Below are 19663 nucleotides of genomic sequence, written 5' to 3' on the forward strand. Positions count from 1 at the left end.
GCCGGCGACGCTGCGCCGGGAGTGCGCCGTCTCCACGAAGGTCGCGCGGCGGCGACCCGAGGAGTCTCCTCCGGCGGGCGGTCGGGCGTCACGCGCCGGATCGTGGGGCAGTCTTCCATACGTCGTACGAACGGCCGTCGCACTCTCCGCGGGCATTGCCGACCGGTGCGCGTAGCCTCCCGGTTCCGCCGCCCGGGACACGCGGGGCGGCGGGTGCGAGAGATTGCCCGGTGCTCGCAGCTTCATCGTTTACCCTGTTCATCGCCCCGACCGGCGGGCAACAGACATCTCGTAACCTGCGGGACGACGTGGTGCGCCCCCAGGCGAAGGCGTGTGACCGGCACGGTGCGCATCGAAGTATGCCGATATTGACTTGCTTCCGGAATGGGCGCACCGTGAAGGCGAGCGGCGACGACCGGAACCCGGGAGTTGTTCGGCAGTTCCGTTCGTGGCCATGGCGCCCCAGGAGGTGGTCATGCGATTGGATCCGTTCGTGGGGGCGTATCTCGTCGACCCGGCGCAGGTGTGGCGGCGGCTTCTCGACGATCCCGTCAGGGTCCACCACGACTCCGACCTGAGGCTGTGGCTGATCAGCCGGCACGCCGACGTCCGTCGCGCGCTCAGCGACGCGGAGGCCTTCGGCAACGCCCTCACCCTCGCGCCGATCTACGACGTCTGCCCCGAGGCCATGGAGATCATCGCGCGCATCGACGCGCCACCCACCACCGCCGCCGCCGACCCCCCGGTGCACCCCCGCACCCGTCGGGCCCTGCGGGCGACCTTCGCCAACACCCCCGACCGCGTCGAGCACCACTACGGCGCGATCGTCCGGCGCCGGGTCGACCAACTGGTGTCCCGGCTCGTCGCCCGCGGCGGCGGTCGGGCGGACCTCGTCGAGGAGTTCACCACCGAACTGCCCCTGCTGGTCGTGCTCGACATCCTCGGCGTGCCGGAGGAGGACGTCGGGCGGGTCAGGGCCTGGGGTGACGGGCAGATCGCGTTGCTCTGGGGGCGGCCGGACCCGGCCGAACAGGTCCGGCTCGCGCGGGGCCTGTGGGAGTTCTGGCGCTACTGCGAGCAGGTGGTCCGCGCCCGGCTCGCCGCCGGCGCGTACGGCGACGACTACGTCGGGCAGTTGCTGGCGTACCGCGACGGTGACGACGAGGTGCTCACGGAGGCCGAGGTGTCGAGCATCGTGTTCAACCTCCTGGTCGCCGGGCACGAGACCACGGCCGGTCTGCTCGCCCACGCACTCGACCGGGCGCTGTCGAGCCCCGGAAGGTGGCGCGAACTCGGCGAGGACCCACGGCGGATACCCGCGTTCCTGACCGAGACGTTGCGGTTCGCGCCCGCCATCGACGGCTGGCTGCGGGTGACCCGCCGAACCGTGACCCTGGGCGGAGTCACCATTCCGGCGGGTGCGCGCTGCCTGCTGCTGATCGGCGCCGCGAATCGGGATCCGGCGGCGTTCGCCCGGCCGGAGGAGTTCGATCCGCACCGCAGCGACGCGGACGGGCACCTGTCGTTCGGGCACGGGCCGCACTTCTGCGTCGGTGCGGCGCTGGCCCGGCTGGAGGCGCGGATCGCGCTGACCCGGCTCTGCCAGGCGGTTCCCGGGCTGCGCCTGGCCGCCGACCATCGCCGTGCGTACCAGGTCAATGTCGCCTTCCGGGCGCACCGGAGCCTGCCGGTGGTCCTCGACGCGGCGGTGTCGACCGGTGGCCCGGCGGCACCCGTCGCCGGCTGACGGGTCGCCGCACGGCCGCGCAGCCGGTCCCGTTCCGTCCCGGGGCGGTGCGCGCGGGCCGTGCCCTGCGGCGTCGGGCCGGGACGCGCGCGTGTCCGCGGGGGCGACGGCGTCCGGTCTGCGGCCCGCGGCGAACGACTACCGTACGAAGTCACGTCTTCACACTAGTCGCGTCAAGGGTTAAGAATTGTCCCCTGCGAATACCCATTCGTCGCCCAATGTCGATTGATGCCGATGCCGCTGCCGGCCGGTCGGCGTCGTGAAGGTGAACACATGGATCGCACGCCCCCGCCGAGCGCCAACGGTTCCGGTGCCATCCACCGGTTCCGCTCCGAGCTGCGCGCCTGGCGCACCCGGCAGGGCCTGACCCAGCGGGCGCTCGCGGAGCGGGTGCGGTTCAGCCGCGAGACGGTCGCCGCGGTGGAGTCCGGCCGCCGGTACGGCAGCCACGAGTTCGCCGTCCGCTGTGACGAGGTGCTCGGCACCGGTGGCCGCCTGGCGGCGCTGTGGCCGCAGGTCGCGGCGGAACAGCTGGCGGCGGACGGGCGTCGCGGCCCCCGGTTCGGCAAGGTGGCGGGGCTCGATCCGGCCTCCGGTGCGCCGGCCGTACGGCGCGACGCGCGCGACCCGGAGGCGGTCGTGGCCGCGATCGACGAGCTGCGGGAGCTGATCGGCCAGGTCCTCGGCGGGCAGCCGGCGGCGGATCTTCCCCCGGAGCCGTCGGACGGGCGATCCGGGCGCCCCTGACCTGCACCGGGTCGGGATCCCGGGGTGGCGCGGCGTTCTCGACGCCGGGTACAGATGCCGGTACGGGCCGTTTGTACCACCGTCAGGTCTGGTTTGCGGACGCTGGTTCCGGCGGAATGAGACGTGCAAATGGCAACGTGCGCATTGGCCGTCTTGGATGAGTCGCGGGAGTCGATCTTGGCGTCGAGCACGAGGTCCCACGCGGCCCGACCCTATCCGACCGGCCGCCGGCACTGGAAGATCGCCACCCGGATGCGCCTCATCGTGGCCGCACCGCTGGTCGCCGTGATGGGATTCGCCGGCCTCGCGCTGACCGAGAGCGTCCGCCAGACGACCCGCGCGAGCGACCTCGGACTCCTGGCACACCTCGGCGCCGACGCGGGCGACCTGGCCCACCGGCTGCAACGCGAGCGCGTCGTCGCCGCCGACCTGCTCAGCCGAGGCGCGGCCGAGCAGCAGGAGGCCTTCGCGCACGCCACCAGGAGCACCGACGACGCCGTCGCCCGCTACCGCCGGCAGCGGGCGACGGTGCCCGCCGGGCCCGCCGCCGGTCAACCCGCCCTGGCGCGGATCGACCTGGCGCTGGAGGGGCTGCCGCCGCTGCGCGCCCAGGTCCGGACGGCGGCGCACGCCTCGGTGTCGGCGATGACCTTCAGCTACCGGATCGTCATCGCCGACCTGCTCAGCCTCCGCGAGAGCCTCACCCTCGGGGCGGTCAACGCCCGGATCACGGACGGCATGCGGGCCTCGGCGGCGCTGTCCAAGGCGGCCGAGGCGGCCGGCCAACAGCAGGTGGCCGTCCTGCGCGCGGTCGCGGCCGACCAGCTGACCCCCGCCGTGCAGCAGGACATCACCGCCGCCCGGTCCAGCTTCACCGAGTCCAGCCTGTCCTTCGTGGCGCTCGCCCGGCCCGCCTGGCGGGGCTGGTGGGAGCAGGCGGGCAGCGGCGGGGACGCCCTGCAGCTCCAGCGGCTGCAGGACGAGGTGTCGAGGACCCGGGCGGGCAGCCGGCCGCGGCTGGACCCCGGCGCCTGGATCGCCGCGACCGAGCAGTGGTCCGTCCGCCTGGCCGAACTGCGCCAACGGGTGGACGCGGCGGTGCTCGCCGACATCCGCTCCGCCCACGCCGAGCAACGACGGCGCACGGCCGTGGAGGCGGTCGCCGTGGTGGTGGCCCTGCTGCTCACGGCACTGGTCACCTGGGCGGTCGCCCGGCAGATCACGCGCCGGCTCCGTCGGCTGCGGGACGCGGCGAACGCCGTCGCGTTCGAACGGCTGCCGCAGGTGGTGGCCCGGCTCCAGCATCCGGACAGCTCGTCGGTGGACCCGGACGACCTGGCCCGCCGGCAGTCCGCGGACGCGCTGGAGGCATCCAGCGGCGACGAGATCGGCGAGCTGGGGGAGGCGTTCGCCGCGGTGCACCGCGCGGCCGTGCGTACCGCCGCCGAGCAGGCGGTCATGCGGGCCAACACGGCCGACATCTTCATCCACCTCAGCCGCCGGGAACAGCGGCTGGTCGACGCGGTGCTGGCGCAGGTCGACAAGGTCGAGCGGGACGAGACCGACCCCGAGCGGCTGGACCAGCTCTACACGCTGGACAACCTGGCCACCCGGATGGGGCGGATCAACGCCAGCCTGCTGGTGCTCGGCGGGGTGGGGGTCGGGCGGGTACGCCAACACGACGTGCCGCTGCAACAGGTGCTCCAGGCCGCGCAGAGCCAGATCGAGCACTACGCCCGGATCCGTCTGGGCATGGTCGACGGTGACGTCGCCGTCGCGGCCGACGCCATCGACGAGGTCGTGCACCTGCTGGCCGAGCTGATGGACAACGCCACCGGCTACTCCCCGCCCGGCACCGAGGCGTGGGTGACCGGCCGCAGCCTCGGCGACCGGGTGATCGTCCAGGTCAGCGACGAGGGCGTGGGGCTGTCGCCGCAGCGGCGCCGACAGCTCAACGACCTGCTGGCCCACCCGCCCGCCATCGACGTCGCGGCCGTACGGGCGATGGGGCTGGTCGTCGTGGGTCAGCTCGCCGCCCGGCTGGGCGTCGCCGTCCAGCTCCGTCCGGGCCCCCGCCGGGGCACCATCGCCGAGGCGACGCTCCCGGGGGCGATCATCCGGTCGCTGCCTCCGGAGGAGTTCCTGCTCACCCCCACCAGGCCGTCGCGGCGCGCGGCGCGGACCACTCTCGCGCCGCCGGCGTACGGGGCGCTGCCGCAGCCGTGGGCCGGCGGGCCGGCGGAGCCGTCGGCGGGCAGGCCGGTGGCCGAGCGGGCACTGCCGGTGGCGCCGGTGTTCCGGCCCACGCCGGCGCCGGCCCGACGAGGTGACGAGCCGACCGAGGAACTCGTCATCTTCGAGGAGGTCAACCACTGGTTCCAGGCCGGACACGACAACGGCCCGGGCGAAGGGCCCTGGGCCAGCCCCGCCGACGACGCCTGGCGAAGCGCCGCCCGCGCCGACGCGCCCGAGGTCGTCGCCACCACCACGTCCGGTCTGCCGAGACGTCAGCCGCAGCGGCACCTCGTCCCGGGCGGTGTGACCGTGCCGCAGCAGCGCTCCGCGCACCGCGACCCGACCCAGGTGGCCACCGCGATGGCCGCGTACGCGCGGGGCGTCGCGGGACGTCGGCCCAACCTGATCAACAACTGACCCGACAGGGAGAGCACGTGACCGACCACCAGGATCTCGGCTGGCTGCTGGACGCCTTCGCCGAGCGCGCCACCGAGGTCAGCCATGCCATCGCGATCTCCAGCGACGGCCTGATGGTGGCCGCCACCAGGGGCCTCCCACCGGACCGGGCGGACCAGCTGGCGGCGACCGGCAGCGGGCTGGTGAGCCTGCTGCGCGGCGCGGCGGCCTTCTTCGACGCCGGCGCGGTGATCTCCAACGTCACCCAGCTCGAGGGCGGCTTCATGTTCTCGATGGCCTTCAACGACGGCGCGTCCCTGCTCGTGCTCGCCGACCCGCAGTGCGACGTGGGCAAGGTCTCCTACGAGATGACCGAGCTGGCGAACCGCATCGGTGACGCGCTGACCCCGGCGGCACGGGCGGCGCTGAGCCGCGGCCGCTGACACCCCGGCACCCACGCCGAACCCCCATCCCCTCCTGGAGAAGACATGTCTGAGACCATGCCCCGGCGCAGCCGTGCCCGCACCGCGGCCCTGCTCGCCGTCGTCCTGCTCGCCGCGACCGCCTGTGCCGACGGCGGGCGGGGCGCCGGGACCGCCGGATCGATCAAGATCGGCCTGCTGGCGTCGCTGTCCGGCACCTACCAGGCCGTCGGCAAGGAGATCCGCGCCGGCTTCGAGCTCTACCTGGCCACCCACGACGGCAAGCTCGGCGGGCGGCAGGTGGAACTCGTCGTCGCCGACGAGGGCAACGGGGCCGCGACCGCGGTGCCCGCCGCCACGAAACTGCTCAAGCAGGACCGCGTGGCCGCGCTCACCGGGATCGTCGGCGGCGGATCGGTGGCCGGGGTCTATCCGTTGCTCAACGAGACGAAGGTGCCGTTCGTGGGCTCGAACGGGCGCCCGGAACTCAAGGACGTGTCCCGGATCTGGCACACCTCCTACCTCTCAGACGAGCCGGGGGAGGCGATCGCCCGCCACGTGCGCGACAACGTGAAGGGCAGCGTCTACGCCATCGGCCCGGACTACCAGGGCGGCTGGGACGAGCTGCGCGGCTTCACCGACGCCTTCGTCAAGGAGGGCGGCGAACTCGCCAACCCCGGCGGCAGGACCACCTTCACCCCGTTCCCGACGACCACCAACTTCACTCCGTACTTCGCCCGGATCAAGGCCTCCGGCGCGGACGCCGTCTACACCTTCTACGCGGGCAGCGCGGCCGTCGACTTCGTCAAGCAGTACGCGCAGTCGGAGATCAGCGACCTGCCGCTCTACGCCGCCGGTTTCCTGACCGAGGGCGGGGTGCTCGACGCCCAGGGCGAGGCCGCCCGGGACGTCTACTCGGTGCTCAACTACTCGCCCGACCTGGACAACGCGGAGAACCGCGCCTTCGTGGCCGCCTGGCGGGCGAAGAACGACGGCTCCCCGACCACGTACGCCATGGCCTCCTACGACGCCGCGGCCGTGCTGGACCGGGCCATCGCGGCGGCGGGCGACGACCCGTCCCCGCAGAGCATCAACGCGGCCATCGGCCAGCTCGGCCAGATCGCCAGCCCGCGCGGCACCTGGCAGTTCTCGCCGACCACGCACGCGCCCGTGCAGAAGTGGTACCTGCGCCAGGTACGCCAGGACGGCCGGGCGCTGTCCAACACCGTCGTGGGCGATCTCGCCACCGTCGGCGGGTGACCGCCGTGGCGGTCGACACCCGGATCGACCCGTACCTGGTCCCGGCCCTGGACGGGGTGGCCTACGGGCTGCTGGTCTTCGTCGCCGCGGCGGGGCTGGTGCTCTGCTTCGGCGTCGCCGGCATCCTGAACCTCGCGCACGGCACCCTGTACGCGATCGGCGGGTACACCGCCGCCGCGCTGCTGGACGGCGGCTGGTCGAGCCTGCTGCTGGCACTGGCCGTCGGGACCGTCGCCGCCACCGCCGCCGGCGCGCTGGTCGCCGGGCTGCTCACCCGGGTCGCCGCGCGCAGCCACCTCACCCAGGCGCTGCTGACCTTCGGGCTGGCGCTGGTGGGGGGCAGCCTCCTCGTGGCGGCGTTCGGGCCGGACGACCCGCCGGTACGCGTGCCGGCGGCGCTGGACGGATCGGTGGCCGTCGCCGGGCACCGCTACGCGGCGTACCGGCTGGTCTTCATCGTCGTCGCCGCCGTGCTCGCCGGCCTGCTCCATGTCGCGGTGCGGCGCACCCGGGCCGGGATGCTGGTCCGCGCGGCCGTCGACGACGCCGAGATGGTGGCGGTCCTCGGCGTGAACCCGGCGTGGATCCGCCTCGGCGTGCTCGCCGCCGCCGGTGCGCTGGCCGGCGCCGCGGGCGTGCTCGGCGCGCCGATCATCGGTCCCGGGCCGGACACCGCCGACGCGGTGCTGCTGCTCTCGCTGGTCGTCGTCGTCCTCGGCGGGCTCGGATCGATGGGCGGCACCCTGCTCGCCGCCCTGGCCGTCGGGCAGATCCAGACCCTCGGGGTGGCGCTCGCCCCGTCGGCCGCCCCGTTCCTGCTCTTCGCCGCCATGGCCGCCGTCCTCGCGGTACGGGCGCGGGGACTGGCCACGGCCCGGCGGGCGTCGTGAGGGACGAGGCGGTACGCGCGCTGCGGCGCGGTGTCGCCGTGCTCGTCCTGGCCGCTCTGGTGCTGGCCCCGTGGACGGTCGACGACTACACCGTGGCGCTGCTGGCCCGTACCCTCGCGCTGGGCCTGGTGGGGGTGAGTGTCGCCCTGCTCACCGGCGTCGCGGGGCTGCCCACGCTCGGGCAGACCGCGCCCTACGCCGCGGGGGCGTACGCCAGCGCGGTCCTCGGCAGCCGACTCTCCGACGTGGCGGTGGTGCATCTGGTCGTCGCGGCGGCGGCCGGCGCGGCGCTGGCCGCGGCGACCGTTCCGCTCGTGGTGTACGCGCGCGGCGTGATCGTCCTGATGATCACCCTGGCGATCGGCGAACTCGTGGTGACCGTCGTCGGGCGGTGGCGCTCGGTCACCGGCGGCAGCGACGGGCTCGCCGGGGTCCCGCCGGTGCGTCCGGTGTGGGGGCTGCCGGTGCTGGCCACGGACCGGGCGCGCTACCTCTACGCCCTGGTGGTCGTCGCCGTGCTGGTCGGCGCCGTGCTGCTGGTCCTGCACACCCGGGTCGGCCTGCTGCTGCGCGCCGGCCGGGACGACGAGGCGCGGCTGCGGGCCAGCGGCCACCGGGTGCCGGCGCACGTGGCGGTCGTGCACGTGGCCGCCGGGGCGGTCGCGGGCGCCGCGGGTTCCCTGCTGGTGGTCGCCCAGCAGTTCGTCTCACCGGCCGACTTCGGTTTCGACACCTCCGCCCTGCTGCTGCTCGGGGTGGTCGTCGGCGGCGCCACGTCGGTCGGTGGCGCCCTGGTCGGGGCCGTGATCGTCGTGGCCGGCCGGGACTGGCTGTTCGGCGTGCTTCCCGGGTACGCGCCCCTGGTGCTGGGGCTGGCGTTCGTCGTCACCGTCTACCTGCTGCCCGGCGACGGGCACCGGTCGGCGGGCGGGCCGGGCCGGCTGCTGCCGGGGCTGCCGGCGAGCCCCGGCGGCCGGGAGCGGCCGGCGCCGACGGGGGCACGCACATGACGCCGCTGCTGCACGCCCTGGGCGTCACGGTCCGGTACGGGGCGCTGACGGCGCTGGACAACGTCGACCTGCGGGTCGAACACGGTCAGCGGCACGCTTTGATCGGGCCCAACGGCGCGGGCAAGACCACTTTGCTCGACGTGCTCGGCGGGGCGACCCGGGCGGGCGGGGGCCGCGTGCTCCTCGCCGGGCGGGACGTCACCCGGCTCGGTCCCGCCGCCCGGGCCCGGCGGGGCGTCGGCCGGATCCACCAGCGCCCCGCCGTCTGGTCGACCCTGACCGCGACCGAGAACGTGGTGGTCGCCGCGCTGCCTAACGCGGTGCGGCCGGGCCGGTGGCGGCCGGGTGCGAGGCGGTGCGCCGCCGAGCGTACGGCGGGTGCGTGGCTGGAGCGGATGGGCCTGGGCGACGTCGGCGCCGTTCCCGCCGGCCGACTCGCCCACGGTCAGCGCCGGCAGCTCGAGATCGCCATGGCGCTGGCCGGCCGTCCCCGGCTGCTGCTGCTCGACGAACCGGCCGCCGGGTTGTCCGTCGTCGAGGTCGCCCGGCTGGTGGAGTTCCTGCGGGCCCTGCCGCGCGCCGTCGCGGTGCTGCTGGTCGAGCACCGGCTGGACTTGGTGTACGCGCTCTGCGACCAGGTGAGCGTGTTGCGCGACGGCCGGACGGTCGCCACCGGTACGCCGGCCGAGATCCGTGCCTCCGGTCCGGTCCGGCAGGCCTACGCGGAGGGGGTGTCGTTATGCTGCGCACGGAGCGGCTGTGTGCCGGCTACGCCGACGGGATCGTGCTGCACGAGGTGACCCTCGACGTGGCGGCCGGCAGCGTGCAGGCGGTGGTGGGCCGCAACGGCGCCGGCAAGAGCACCCTCGTGCACGCCGTCGCCGGGTTGGTGCGGCCCTGCGGCGGGCGGATCGAGGTCGACGGCGTGCAGGTCGCCGGCCGGCAGCCGCACCGCATCGCCCGCAGCGGGGTCGGCCTCGTCCCGCAGGGCCGGCGCGTCTTCTCGCGGTTGACCGTGGCCGAGCACCTCGCCCTGGCGGCGGTGCCGTGGCGCGCCGCGACCCCCGGGGGCGAGGGGTGGACGGTCGCCCGGATCCTGGAGCTGCTGCCCCGGCTGGCGGCCCGGCTGCGCCACCGCGGCGACCAACTCTCCGGGGGCGAGCAGCAGATGCTGGCGATCGCCCGGGCCCTGCTCGGCCAGCCCAGGGTGCTGCTGCTCGACGAGCCGTGCGAGGGGCTGGCCCCGAATCTGGCCGCCCGGGTGCGCGACCTCGTCGGCATCCTGGCCGGCACCGGGCTGGCCGTGCTCCTCGTCGAGCAGCAGATCCAGCACGCCGTCGAGGTCGCGGACCGGATCGCGGTGCTCGAGTACGGCCGGGTGGTCTACGACCGTCCGGCGGACGAGGCCCGGGCCGAGCCGGGCCGGCTGGCGGCGATGCTCAGCGTCGCCGCGGTCGCGGAGCTGCCGGCTGTCCGACCGGTGCCCGGGCTCTGGGCCGACTCCACGCACCTGACCCGACCACCTTCGACAGGGATGAGCGACGATGCCGACCGAATTCCGTGACACCGAGTACACCTTCGACAACGGCTCCCCGGAGGCGGTGCCCCAGTTGCGGGCGCTGGAGTCCTTCCTGGACCCGATCACCGCGGCCCGCATCGGCGCTCCGGTGCTCGCCCCGGGCGGCGTCTGCTGGGAGATCGGCGCCGGCGGCGGCTCGGTCGCGAGGAGCATGGCCGAGGCGGTCGGCCCGGCGGGACGCGTGCTGGCCACCGACATCGACACCGCGCGCCTCGTCCCGGCGGCCAACCTCGACGTGCGCCGGCACGACGTGCGCAGCGAGCCGCCGCCCGGCGACGCCTTCGACCTGATCCACGCCCGGCTGGTGCTGTTGCACCTGCCGGAGCGGCGACGCGTGCTGGCTTCGCTGACCGGCGCGCTGGCCCGCGGCGGGTGGCTGGTCGTCGAGGAGTTCGACTGCACCGCCCCGCTGCGCGTGCTGACCGCGCCGAGCGACGACGCGGCGAAGCTCTTCGCCCATGTCACGGACGCGATGCTCGGCGTCCTGCAGAGCCACGGCGCGGACCTGGCCTGGGCGCAGGACGTGCACGCGCACCTCGCCTCGGCGGGGCTGGTCGAGGTCGACACGGTCACCCACTCGCAGAGCTGGCCCGGCGGCTCGCCAGGCGCGTCGCTCTACGAGACGAACTCCCGGCAGCTGGAGCCGGAGCTGATCGAGGCGGGCGTGTCCGCCGGGCAGCTGGAGGCATTCCGCAGGCTCCTGCGGGATCCCGGGTTCGTCGTGATGTCGTACCAGTTCGTGTCGACGCGGGGCCGGCGGCCGGCGCGCCGGTGAGGCCGGGCGCCGCACCCGTGCCCGGCGCCGTTCGGCGAGCTGTCGGGCCGCGGCCGGCCGCACCGACCGGCCGGCGGGCGTGGAAACCGCGCCGGCCGGGTACTCCCGGCGGTCATGGGCACGAGCAGCACGGTAGGCGACGCGACGGCGACCGCGGCCCGGGTGGTCGCGGTCGTCGCCCACCGGAAGAAGACCCTCGGCGGCGGCCTCGACCAGCTGCGCGCCGAGCTGGTGGGCGCCGGGGTCGAGCAGCTGATCTGGTACGAGGTGCCGAAGAGCCGCAAGGCGCCGAAGAAGGTCCGCAGGGCGTTGGAGAAGGGCGCCGAGCTGGTCTTCGTCTGGGGCGGCGACGGCATGGTGCAGCGCTGCGCCGACGCCCTCGCCGGCTCCGGCACCGCCATGGCGATCCTGCCCGCCGGCACCGCCAACCTCTTCGCCGCCAACCTGGGCATCCCGCAGGACCTGCCCGAGGCCGTCCGCATCGGCCTGCACGGGCGACGCCGCGCCCTCGACCTGGGCAGGATCAACGGCGAGCACTTCGCCGTGATGGCCGGCGCCGGCTTCGACGGCGACCTCATCCGCGAGGCCGACGGCAGGCTCAAGGGCAGGCTCGGTCGCCTCGCCTACACGTGGACGGGGCTGCGGCACGTCCGCGGCGAACTCGTCCGCACCCGCGTCACGGTCGACGGCACGGACTGGTTCGACGGCGACGCGAGCTGCGTGCTGTTCGGCAACGTCGGCACGATCACCGGCGGCATCCCGGCGTTCGACGACGCCCGCCCCGACGACGGTTGCCTGGAGGTCGGGGTGTCCACCGCCGACGGCGCGGTGGACTGGGCGCGTACGCTCGGCCGGATGGCCGCCGGCCGCTCGGAGGAGTCGCCGTTCGTGCGGATCACCCGCGGCCGCAGGATCAAGGTCCGGCTCGCCGCGCCGCGCACGTACGAGCTGGACGGCGGCGCGCGCGGTGAGGTGACGAAGCTCAAGGTGCGGGTGGTGCCCGGCGCGCTCACGCTCTGCTGCCCCGGACCCGTCTCCTGATCGCGGGGCGCGCGGCCAGCCGGTCGTCGCGACACGGGACACCCCCGGAGCGGGTGCCCACGCAACCGCCGATGTGCCGCGGTGGAAATCTGCTCGACATCGACCGGGGACATCCGGTCTGCTGAGACGGCGAGCCGTCGTTCAGATCCACCCGCCGCCTTCCTCAGCAGACAGGGACGCCTCCGTGAGCAGCACACCGCACCTCGGTCCCGTGCCCCGGCGCATCACCGTCGACGCGGATCAGGTGCATCGGCTCGTTCGCGAACAGTTCCCGCAGTGGGCCAGCCTTCCGGTTCAGCCCGTGGCCAAGGGTGGCTGGGACAACTGGACCTTCCACCTCGGCCCGCGGATGTCGGTGCGTCTGCCCAGCGCGGCCGAGTACGCCTTGGCCGTCGACAAGGAACACCGTTGGCTTCCGGCGCTCGCCCCCCGGCTCCCGCTGCCCATCCCCACCCCACTGGCGAAAGGTGGACCCGGCGCGGGTTACCCCTACTCGTGGTCGGTCTACCCATGGCTCGACGGAGAGCCGGCGAGCGCGGACAACATCGCCGACCCCGTTCGATTCGCGCTCGACCTGGCCGGGTTCCTGGCGGCCCTGCAACGCGTCGACACCACCGACGGTCCCCGCCCCGGGCAGCACAACTGGTTCCGGGGCGGCACGCTGCGCACCTACGATGGGCAAGCCCAACGCGCGCTCACGGCACTCGGCGGCCACGTCGACGTCGACCTGGCGCGCGAGATCTGGCAGAGCGCACTGGACGCCCGCTGGGACGGTGCGCAGAGCTGGTTCCACGGTGACGTCGCCCAAGGGAATCTCCTGCTCATCGACGGGGAGTTGGCGGCTGTCATCGACTTCGGGACATGTGGCGTCGGTGATCCAGCCTGTGACCTGGCAGTCGCGTGGACACTGCTGACCGCTGACGGCCGGCACGCGTTCCGGGAACGGCTGTCGGTCGACGAGGCGACCTGGCGGCGCGGGCGTGGCTGGGCCCTCTGGAAGACGCTGGTCACCTGCTCCTCCACGGTGGGCGATGCCGACGAGCCGGCCGCGAGGGCGCTGCGCGTCCTCGGCGGGATCTTCTCCGAGTACACGGCCGGCGCCGTCCGCAGCCCCAAGCCTTGACCAGCCGCCACGCCCGCCGTCCCGCACCGGGCCGTCAACACGGTCCCCGGGCTGGAGCTGGCCGCTGCGGCGGCGTCAGGCGCGCCGGCCGCCCGCCGGGGTGGCCGGCACCAGGCGACGGGTGATCCACAGCGGCGAGGTGACCGCGTTGCCCATCACCACCGAGTGGGCGCCGGCCGCGAACGCCTGCCCGATCTGTTCGGCGCTGCGGTAGCGCCCCTCGGCGATGACCGGCACCGCCAGCACGGCGGCGAGCCGGGCCAGCAGCGTCAGGTCCGGCCCGTCGGTAGGCGGGCTGGCCGGGGTGTAACCGGAGAGGGTGGTCGCCACGGCGTCCGCGCCGGCCCGTGCGGCGACCACGCCCTCCTCGACGGTGGAGACGTCGGCGAGCACCAGTGCGTCGCTGCGCTCCCGGACGGCCCGGACCGTGTCGGCGAAGCTCCGCCCGTCCGGGCGGGGACGGTCGGTGGCGTCCACGGCGACGATGTGCGCGCCGGCTGCGGCGACGTCGAGCGCGTGCGCCGCCGTCGGGGTGATGAACACCCCGTCGACGCCCTGCTTGTGCAGCCCGATGACCGGCACGTCGACGGCGGCGCGGATCGCCCGGACGTCGGCGGTGCCGTTGGCCCGGACGGCCACCGCGCCGCCCCGAACCACCGCCGCGGCCACCCGGGCCTGCACGTACGGGTCGCGCATCGGGTCGTCGGGGTCGTCGAGCACCGGCTGGCAGGAGACCACGAGGCCGCCGGCCAGCTCGTCGAACACGTTCACGCTCTCGTCCTTCTGTCGGTGACCGGGGCGGGGGCGGCATCTGTCTGCCGGCCGTGGCCGGGGTGGCCCGCCAGCCGGGCGGCGCCCACGACGACCGCGTCGGCGCCGAGCGTCGCCGGGAGCAGGGGCACGTCCGCCCACGCCGCGGGCAGTTCGGCGGTGAGGGCGGCGCGGGCGCGGGGGAGCAGCGCGTCGGCGGCCCCGCCCGCGAGCACCACCGCCTGCGGATCCAGCAGGGCGACCAGTCCGGCGAGCGCCCGGCCGAGGGCTGTGGCGGCGCGCTCCACCACCTCCCGGGCGACGGGCTCGCCGGCCGCCGCCCGCTCGGCCACTGCCCGTCCGGTGATCCGCAGGCCGGTGTCCAGGGCGTACGCGGCGGAGAGTCCCGTGCCCGAGGCGATCGCCTCCAGGTGCCCGTACCGGCCGCAGCCGCAGCGCAGCCGCTCGGCGCCGGGAGCCGGCAGGTGCCCCACCTCACCGGCGCCGCCCCGGGCGCCGGTGCAGATCCGACCGCGCTGGAGCATCGCGCCGCCCAGACCGGTGCCGACGGCGACCAGCAGCAGCTCCCGCCGGTCCCGGCCGGCGCCGACCCAGCTCTCGCCGAGCGCGGCGGCGTTCACGTCGTTGGTGACCCGGACCGGCCGGGCCAGCCGGACGGCCAACTCGTCGGCGACCGGGGTGCCGGCCCAGCCGGGCAGGCTGTCGGTGGCGTACCGGATGGTGCCGGTGCCCGGGTCGACCGTGCCGGCGGTGCCCACCCCGACCGGGCCGGCGCCGCCTGGATCGAGCAGTTCCCGGGCGAGCCGCGCGGCGGTGTCCAGCACGGCCGCCGGCCCGGACCCGGCGGGGGTGGGTGCCAGGCGACGCCCGAGCACCTCCCCGTCGGGCCCGACCAGCGCCGCCGCCGTCTTGGTGCCGCCGATGTCGAGGCCCACCAGGGGCGCCGGCACCGTCATCCCTTGAGCCCGGTGTGCGCCAGGCCCTCGACGAACTGCTTCTGCGCGATGACGAAGACCACCAGGACCGGCAGCGCCGTCATCGACGCCGCAGCGAGCTGGACGTTCCACATCGGGCCGCCGTACGCGTCGACGAACTGGGTGAGCGCCTGCGGCAGGGTGAACTTCTCCGGCGAGGAGAGGAACACGATCGGTTCCAGGTAGAGGTTCCAGCTGTGCAGGAAGGTGAAGATGGCGACCGCGCCCAGCGCGGGCCGCGACAGCGGCAGGGCGATCTTCCAGAAGGTCGCGAACCGCCCCAGCCCGTCCACCCGGGCCGCCTCCTCCAGCTCGCCGGGGAGACTGATGAAGAACTGCCGCATGATGAAGGTCGCCAGCACGCTCGGCGCCCCCAGGATCGGCACCAGGATCAGCGGCCAGTGGGTGTCGACCAGGCCCAGCTCGAAGAACATCTGGAACAGCGGCACGATCGTCACCTCGCTCGGGATGAGCAGGCCGGCGAGGATCACCAGGAAGAGCACGTTCTGACCCCGGAAGCGGATCCGGGCGAAGGCGTACCCGGCCAGCGCCGCCACCGCCAGGGTGCCGACGGTGACCACCAGCGCGATGTAGAGGCTGTTCAGGTACTGCTGGCCGAACGGCTGCAACTCGAACACCCGCCGGTACGCGTCCAGCTCCGCGTCGACCGGCAGCAGCTTCGGCGGGAAGGCGAAGATGTCCGCCACCGGCTTCAGCGACGAGGTGACCATCCACCAGGTCGGGAACACGAACGGGACCGCCAGGACCATCAGCACCCCGTAGAGCAGCAGCTTGGTCCGGGGCGACAGCTCACGACTCATGGTGGACCCACCTCTTACGCATCTGCCACTGGAGCACGGTGAGCGCGAGCACGATGACGAACAGGACGATCGACAGCGTGGCGCCGTAGCCGAAGTGGTGGAACTGGAACGCCTGCTGGTAGAGGTAGTAGACGAGCACCGTGGTCGAGGTGCCGGGGCCGCCCTGGGTCAGCACCGCGATCTGCGCGAAGACCTGCAACGAGCCGACGACCGTGATGATCGACGTGAGCAGGATGGTCGGGCTGATCATCGGTACGGTGATCCGCCAGAACTGGCGCAGCCGACTCGCCCCGTCCACCTCGGCGGCCTCGTACAGCTCGGCCGGCACGCCCTGCAGCGCGGCCAGGAAGAGCACCATGTTCAGGCCGACGTTCTTGAACACCTGCACCACGACGACCGAGAACATGGCGGTGCCCTCACCGCGCAGCCAGTTCGGCCCGGCCACGCCGATCGTGTCGAGCAGGCCGTTCACTCCGCCGTTGTCCTGCAACAGGAAGCCCCACACGATGGTCCAGGCGACCAGCGAGACCACCACGGGGGAGAAGAACAGGGTGCGGAACAGGATCGTCCCGCGCAGCTTCTGGTTGAGCAGTACGGCCAGCAGCAGGGCCAGGCCGAGGTTGAACACCACCAGCCCGACCGAGAACAGGCCGGTGGCCCGCAGCACCGAGCCGAGGTTGGTGTCGTCGGCGAGGTTCGCGTAGTTCTCGGTGCCGACGAACTCGAACGTGCCGGCCAGCACGTTCCACTCGTGCAGGCTGTACCAGACCACCAGGATCAGCGGCAGGATCACGAAGACGGCGCTGCCGAGCAGTTGGGGTGCGATGAACAGATAGCCGGTGAGCTGGTCGCGGCGGCGGCTGGTCCAGTACGGCCGCGACCGGTCCCGGGTGGGCGGGGCCTCGACCCCGCCCACCGTCGTGTCCGTCTGGGACATGGTCAGGCTGCCCTACTTCGCCAACAGCGGCTGGATCTTGGTGCAGACACCGTCGAGGACGGCCTTGACGTCCGCGTCCGCCTGCCAGAGCGGGTCGAGCCCGGCGCGTACCTGCTGGCTCAGCTCGGCCTGCCCCGCGTGGCTGGGCTTGACCACGCCGTTGGTGATGCCGTCGATGACGACGTTCTGCAACTGCTCGGGCTTCAACGTCGGGTTCGACTTGCCCAGCGTCTCGGCGGTGAGCTGCGACTGGCGCGGCGGCGGGAAGAACTGGGCCAGCTTGGCCGAGTTGGTGGGGTTGGTCAGGAAGGCCAGGAAGTCCGCCGCCGCGTCGGCGTTCCTGCTCTTCTTCATCACGCCGACGCCGGCCTGGCCGACCACCGAGTAGCTGCCCTTCGGCCCGGCTGGCAGCGGCACCAGGTCCCAGCCGAAGCCGTCCGGCTTCAGCAGCGAGGCGCGGGAGATCTGGGTGACCGTCATGGCGGCGTCACCGGCGAAGAAGTCGGCGGTCGTACCCGGGCCGGGCAGCGCCTTGCCGGTGAAGATCGCCTTGTGCAGGGTGGTCATCGCCTCGACCATCTCCGGGGCGGCGAAGCCGCAGGACCTGCCGTCCTCGCTCCACGCCTGGGCGCCCCAACCCGTCCAGAGGGTCGACAGGTTGTCCCAGCCCTTGTAGTCGAAGTCGCGGATCACCAGGCCGGCCTTGCCGGTCGCACCGGCGGTGGCGCCGGCGACGGTCAGCGCGGTGTCCCAGTTCCACTGCCCGGCCGCGATCAGTTCGGCCGGGGTCTTCTGCCCGGCCTTCTTGAGCATGTCGGTGTTGACGAAGACGCCGAACGGCGAGGTGGAGAACGGGTACGCGTACAACTTGCCCCCGTCCTGCCAGAGCTTGAGCGTCGCGGGGGAGATGTCGTCGTACTGGTAGCCCTCGATCTTCTTGAGCGTCTCGTCCAGCGGCAGCAGCGCGCCGGAGGCGACGAAGTCGGGGGCCGAGTTCTCGAACACCCAGGCCAGGTCGGGCGCGTTGCCGCCGGCGATCTGGGTGGTCAGTGTCGTGGTGTAGTTCTCGAACGGCAGCGGGTCGAAGGTGATCGACGCGACGTCCGGGTGGGTCTTGCGGTACTCGTCGGCGATCTCGTCGAACAGCTTGAGGTGCGCCTCGTTGGCCGACCAGACGGTCATCCGCAGACTGGCCGGGCCCTTGTCCCCGGCCTCGTCGCCGCCACCGCAGGCGGTCAGTGCGAGGACGCCGGCCAGTGTCGCCGCGACACCGCGTACAGCCTTTCCCAATCTCATGGTCTTCTCCTCAACGGGGGGGGGTGTTCAGTAGCCCGCGACCTGGGGCCAGCGCAGTTCCACGCCGGCCGCCGAGAGGCGGTCCTGGAAGTCGGCCAGCAGGCGGGGGGTGCCGCGGACCGCGCGCGGGGACTCGCCCCGGGCCAGACAGAAGTCGGCGAGCAGGCCGGCGACCTCGCCGACGTTCCACTCGACCGGGTGCAGCCGGTAGCTGCCGTTGGTGATGTGGGTGGTGCCGATGTTCTTGCCGGCCGGGAGCAGGTTCTCGACCCGCTGCGGGATCAACGCGCCCAGCGGGATCTCGAACGGGCACGAGCCGACGTCGATGTAGTTGTCGCCGCCGGTGGAGGGATGCAGGTCGATGCGGTACATCCCGACGCCGACCGGGTCCGGGTAGGCGACCGCGCCGTGCCCGCCGCGTACGGCCAGCGACAGGTCCTGCTCGACCACCGTGTACTCGGCCCGGATGCGGCGCGACTCGCGGATGTAGGGCGCCTGGGCCAGCCCGTCGCGGCTGCCGGTCACGTCGCCGCGCAGGCGCAGGCCGGGGAAGCCGGTCCCGCCGTCCGGGCGCGGCGCCTCGGTCTGCATCCAGTAGAGCACCGAGTACGACAGCTCGCGGGCCTTGCCGAGGTGCCACGACGCGTTCGGCACGTCGATGACCGGACCCTCGAAGTAGTCGATCATCGGCCAGTTCACCAGCGTGATGTCGCTGTCGTACGCGCCCTCGGTGAAGTTGCGCCGGGCGGCGATGCGCCGGAACGTCCAGAGGTTGCCGTCGCCGGGGTTGAGCCGCTGGTCGGCGTTGACGGCCAGCGGGTCGTCGTCCGGGTTGGGGGTGAAGCTGCGCTCGACGATCTCCAGGGTGCGCGGGTGCGGCGACCGCCAGGACAACAGCCGGTCGCCCCAGAAGTCGGGCTTGTAGTCGCGCCAGAAGTCGTAGTTGGCCGGGCGCTCGATGGTGTGGTCGCCGTCGACGTGGTCGAGGGCGAAGCAGACGGAGACGGCCTGCATGTTCATCGGCTGCGCCTCGGCCGGCGCGCTGGGCTCGCCGGTGTCGGCCTGCGACTCGAAGCCGGTGACGTACTCGGTGCCGGTCAGCGGCAGCAACTCGCCGGTCTCGGTCGCGTCCAGGACGTACGGGGCGACGAGGTCGATGCGCTCGTCCCGGTCGCGGTGCGCCACGGTGACCCCGACCACCCGGTCCCCGTCGGTCTCCGCGGCGACCGGCCGGTAGGGCTGGAGCACCCTGAGCCGGCCGGAGCCGAGGAACGGCGCCAGCATCTGCTCGATGACGGCGACGGCCACCCGGGGTTCGTGGCAGACCCGGCTGACCCAGCCTGCGCCCGGGTTGAGGTCGGTCCAGGCCCGGGACCGCTCGGTGAGCGGGTAGTGCCGGCGGTAGTAGTCGCGGATACCGGTGCGCAGGGCCCGGTAGCTCGCGGTGGCCCCGAACTGTTCGATCCAGGAGTGCTCGTCCGGCGGGACGGCCTGGCTGGTGAGCTGCCCGCCGAGCCAGTCGAACTCCTCGGTCAGGATGACCGACCGGCCGGCCCGGGCCGCGGCGATCGCCGCCGCCACCCCGCCCAGCCCGCCCCCGACGACGAGGACGTCCGCACGCATCTGTACCACTTGCTTC

General features: G+C 73.8%; 18 protein-coding genes. 12 read left to right on the forward strand and 6 right to left on the reverse strand.

From position 1 onward, the window contains the following. Positions 1-475 precede the first annotated feature (475 nt). From KBX06_RS26630 to KBX06_RS26685, 12 genes are all read left to right on the forward strand, one after another. A complete protein-coding gene (locus KBX06_RS26630; RefSeq protein WP_210839737.1) occupies positions 476-1747 on the forward strand; it encodes a cytochrome P450 in 1272 nt (423 codons plus the stop codon). 273 nt (positions 1748-2020) lie between these two features. Next, entirely contained in the window at positions 2021-2494 is a 474-nt protein-coding gene (locus KBX06_RS26635; protein WP_210839739.1) for a helix-turn-helix transcriptional regulator, read from the forward strand. Positions 2495-2671: 177 nt separating this feature from the next. Then, positions 2672-5146: a nitrate- and nitrite sensing domain-containing protein gene (locus tag KBX06_RS26640; RefSeq protein ID WP_210839741.1), complete on the forward strand. Its 2475-nt coding sequence runs from the start codon at positions 2672-2674 to the stop codon at positions 5144-5146. A 17-nt stretch (positions 5147-5163) separates the two neighbouring features. Then, a complete protein-coding gene (locus KBX06_RS26645; protein ID WP_210839743.1) occupies positions 5164-5568 on the forward strand; it encodes a roadblock/LC7 domain-containing protein in 405 nt (134 codons plus the stop codon). A gap of 45 nt (positions 5569-5613) precedes the next feature. Then, entirely contained in the window at positions 5614-6807 is a 1194-nt protein-coding gene (locus tag KBX06_RS26650) for an ABC transporter substrate-binding protein (RefSeq protein ID WP_210839745.1), read from the forward strand. Further along, positions 6804-7697: a branched-chain amino acid ABC transporter permease gene (locus KBX06_RS26655; protein ID WP_210839747.1), complete on the forward strand. Its 894-nt coding sequence runs from the start codon at positions 6804-6806 to the stop codon at positions 7695-7697. The genes KBX06_RS26650 and KBX06_RS26655 overlap by 4 nt, the downstream gene beginning before the upstream one ends. Beyond that, positions 7694-8707 carry a branched-chain amino acid ABC transporter permease gene (locus tag KBX06_RS26660; protein ID WP_210839749.1) on the forward strand — a complete coding sequence of 338 codons (1014 nt, stop codon included), beginning with the start codon at positions 7694-7696 and terminating at the stop codon, positions 8705-8707. The genes KBX06_RS26655 and KBX06_RS26660 overlap by 4 nt, the downstream gene beginning before the upstream one ends. Further along, positions 8704-9507, forward strand: a complete 804-nt coding sequence (locus KBX06_RS26665; RefSeq protein ID WP_210839750.1) for an ABC transporter ATP-binding protein — start codon at positions 8704-8706, stop codon at positions 9505-9507. Before KBX06_RS26660 ends, KBX06_RS26665 begins: the two co-directional genes overlap by 4 nt. After that, on the forward strand, positions 9447-10271 hold the full coding sequence (locus tag KBX06_RS26670) for an ABC transporter ATP-binding protein (RefSeq protein ID WP_210839751.1): 825 nt from the start codon (positions 9447-9449) through the stop codon (positions 10269-10271). The genes KBX06_RS26665 and KBX06_RS26670 overlap by 61 nt, the downstream gene beginning before the upstream one ends. Beyond that, positions 10252-11061 carry a methyltransferase domain-containing protein gene (locus KBX06_RS26675; protein ID WP_210839752.1) on the forward strand — a complete coding sequence of 270 codons (810 nt, stop codon included), beginning with the start codon at positions 10252-10254 and terminating at the stop codon, positions 11059-11061. Before KBX06_RS26670 ends, KBX06_RS26675 begins: the two co-directional genes overlap by 20 nt. Before the next feature lie 114 nt (positions 11062-11175). Then, complete coding sequence (locus KBX06_RS26680) at positions 11176-12102, forward strand: diacylglycerol kinase family protein (protein WP_210839753.1); 927 nt, start codon at positions 11176-11178, stop codon at positions 12100-12102. Positions 12103-12286: 184 nt separating this feature from the next. Further along, entirely contained in the window at positions 12287-13225 is a 939-nt protein-coding gene (locus KBX06_RS26685; RefSeq protein WP_210839754.1) for an aminoglycoside phosphotransferase family protein, read from the forward strand. A 75-nt stretch (positions 13226-13300) separates the two neighbouring features. On the opposite strand, the gene KBX06_RS26690 is transcribed toward KBX06_RS26685, so the two are convergent. The 6 genes from KBX06_RS26690 to KBX06_RS26715 are packed head-to-tail and all read right to left on the reverse strand — an operon-like array spanning position 13301 to position 19647. Further along, entirely contained in the window at positions 13301-13996 is a 696-nt protein-coding gene (locus KBX06_RS26690) for an N-acetylmannosamine-6-phosphate 2-epimerase (protein WP_210839755.1), read from the reverse strand. Then, positions 13993-14946, reverse strand: a complete 954-nt coding sequence (locus KBX06_RS26695; protein WP_210839756.1) for an ROK family protein — start codon at positions 14944-14946, stop codon at positions 13993-13995. Before KBX06_RS26695 ends, KBX06_RS26690 begins: the two co-directional genes overlap by 4 nt. Positions 14947-14948: 2 nt before the next feature. Beyond that, complete coding sequence (locus tag KBX06_RS26700; RefSeq protein ID WP_210839758.1) at positions 14949-15791, reverse strand: carbohydrate ABC transporter permease; 843 nt, start codon at positions 15789-15791, stop codon at positions 14949-14951. Further along, on the reverse strand, positions 15781-16728 hold the full coding sequence (locus KBX06_RS26705; RefSeq protein WP_210839759.1) for a carbohydrate ABC transporter permease: 948 nt from the start codon (positions 16726-16728) through the stop codon (positions 15781-15783). The genes KBX06_RS26700 and KBX06_RS26705 overlap by 11 nt, the downstream gene beginning before the upstream one ends. Before the next feature lie 12 nt (positions 16729-16740). Then, complete coding sequence (locus KBX06_RS26710; protein WP_210839761.1) at positions 16741-18024, reverse strand: ABC transporter substrate-binding protein; 1284 nt, start codon at positions 18022-18024, stop codon at positions 16741-16743. A gap of 27 nt (positions 18025-18051) precedes the next feature. Then, positions 18052-19647: an FAD-dependent oxidoreductase gene (locus tag KBX06_RS26715; protein ID WP_210839763.1), complete on the reverse strand. Its 1596-nt coding sequence runs from the start codon at positions 19645-19647 to the stop codon at positions 18052-18054. Positions 19648-19663: the final 16 nt, after the last annotated feature.

Source organism: Micromonospora sp. C31, from assembly GCF_018070575.1.
In the GTDB taxonomy this organism is placed as follows: Bacteria; Actinomycetota; Actinomycetes; order Mycobacteriales; family Micromonosporaceae; genus Micromonospora.